Here is a 1,441-nt window from a genome sequence, read left to right on the forward strand (position 1 = left end):
AGCTATTGATCTGTTAAAATCAATAGCTAAAAAATTATGTAAAATGGTGAGCCATGAAGGACTCGAACCTTCGACCCTCTGATTAAAAGTCAGATGCTCTACCAACTGAGCTAATGGCTCGTAGTAAAAACTACGATATTTATTGTGATGCTTACATTAGAAGACTATAACATTACTTTATTATAGAAATTGATAATATAAAGTAATTGGTGACCCGTACGGGATTCGAACCCGTGTTACCGCCGTGAAAGGGCGGTGTCTTAACCGCTTGACCAACGGGCCATTTTACAAATATTTTGATGGCGGAGAAGGAGGGATTTGAACCCTCGCGCCGCTTACACGACCTACACCCTTAGCAGGGGCGCCTCTTCAGCCACTTGAGTACTTCTCCATAAAATGGCTCCACAGGTAGGACTCGAACCTACGACCGATCGGTTAACAGCCGATTGCTCTACCAACTGAGCTACTGTGGAATATAAATGGTGGGCCTGAGTGGACTCGAACCACCGACCTCACGCTTATCAGGCGTGCGCTCTAACCAGCTGAGCTACAGGCCCATATGAAAATAGTTATAATATGGGGTGTCCATTTTTAATCAAATATATGGAGCGGGTGATGAGAATCGAACTCACGACATCAGCTTGGAAGGCTGAGGTTTTACCACTAAACTACACCCGCGTGTTTTAATATTAAGATAATGGCGCGCCCGAGAGGAGTCGAACCCCTAACCTTTTGATCCGTAGTCAAACGCTCTATCCAATTGAGCTACGGGCGCAGATGGAGCGGAAGACGAGATTCGAACTCGCGACCCCCACCTTGGCAAGGTGGTGTTCTACCACTGAACTACTTCCGCAAAATGGCTGGGCTAGAAGGATTCGAACCTTCGCATGACGGAATCAAAATCCGTTGCCTTACCGCTTGGCTATAGCCCAATGTACTATATTTTTCAAATGGGGCGACTGATGGGAATCGAACCCACGAATGCCGGAACCACAATCCGGTGCGTTAACCACTTCGCCACAATCGCCATATTTAAAATTATGTTAATGGCAGGGGCAGTAGGAATCGAACCCACATCAAAGGTTTTGGAGACCTTCGTTTTACCATTAAACTATGCCCCTAATTAAGTGGTGGAGGGGGACGGATTCGAACCGCCGAACCCGGAGGGAGCGGATTTACAGTCCGCCGCGTTTAGCCACTTCGCTACCCCTCCACGATTTAATTAATGAGAAATTACTATGCAAATAAAAAATGGCGGTCCCGACGGGAATCGAACCCGCGATCTCCTGCGTGACAGGCAGGCATGTTAACCGCTACACCACGGGACCTTATAAATATGGCGGAGGAAGAGGGATTCGAACCCCCGCGGGCTTTGACACCCCTGTCGGTTTTCAAGACCGATCCCTTCAGCCGGACTTGGGTATTCCTCCGAATAATAAAG

General features: G+C 47.7%; 14 tRNA genes. All 14 read right to left on the minus strand.

The window, feature by feature from the left end:
* Positions 1–44: 44 nt before the first annotated feature.
* The 14 genes from ACERII_RS25760 to ACERII_RS25825 all read right to left on the minus strand — a co-directional run bounded on the left by ACERII_RS25760 (position 45) and on the right by ACERII_RS25825 (position 1,430).
* A tRNA-Lys gene (locus ACERII_RS25760) sits at positions 45–120 on the minus strand.
* Positions 121–207: 87 nt separating this feature from the next.
* Positions 208–282: transfer RNA gene (locus ACERII_RS25765), tRNA-Glu, on the minus strand.
* Positions 283–300: 18 nt separating this feature from the next.
* Positions 301–391 (minus strand) — tRNA-Ser (locus ACERII_RS25770).
* Between the two features lie 6 nt (positions 392–397).
* Positions 398–473: transfer RNA gene (locus ACERII_RS25775), tRNA-Asn, on the minus strand.
* A gap of 7 nt (positions 474–480) precedes the next feature.
* Positions 481–557: transfer RNA gene (locus ACERII_RS25780), tRNA-Ile, on the minus strand.
* Positions 558–604: 47 nt separating this feature from the next.
* Positions 605–678: transfer RNA gene (locus ACERII_RS25785), tRNA-Gly, on the minus strand.
* A 20-nt stretch (positions 679–698) separates the two neighbouring features.
* A tRNA-Arg gene (locus ACERII_RS25790) sits at positions 699–775 on the minus strand.
* A 3-nt stretch (positions 776–778) separates the two neighbouring features.
* Positions 779–853, minus strand: a tRNA-Gly gene (locus ACERII_RS25795).
* Positions 854–857: 4 nt separating this feature from the next.
* A tRNA-Gln gene (locus ACERII_RS25800) sits at positions 858–932 on the minus strand.
* A 19-nt stretch (positions 933–951) separates the two neighbouring features.
* Positions 952–1,027 (minus strand) — tRNA-His (locus ACERII_RS25805).
* A gap of 20 nt (positions 1,028–1,047) precedes the next feature.
* A tRNA-Trp gene (locus ACERII_RS25810) sits at positions 1,048–1,121 on the minus strand.
* 7 nt (positions 1,122–1,128) lie between these two features.
* Positions 1,129–1,213 (minus strand) — tRNA-Tyr (locus ACERII_RS25815).
* A gap of 39 nt (positions 1,214–1,252) precedes the next feature.
* Positions 1,253–1,328: transfer RNA gene (locus tag ACERII_RS25820), tRNA-Asp, on the minus strand.
* Between the two features lie 9 nt (positions 1,329–1,337).
* A tRNA-Ser gene (locus tag ACERII_RS25825) sits at positions 1,338–1,430 on the minus strand.
* Between the last annotated feature and the right edge of the window lie 11 nt (positions 1,431–1,441).

Source organism: Evansella sp. AB-rgal1 (assembly GCF_041820985.1).
Taxonomy (GTDB): domain Bacteria; phylum Bacillota; class Bacilli; order Bacillales; family Salisediminibacteriaceae; genus Evansella.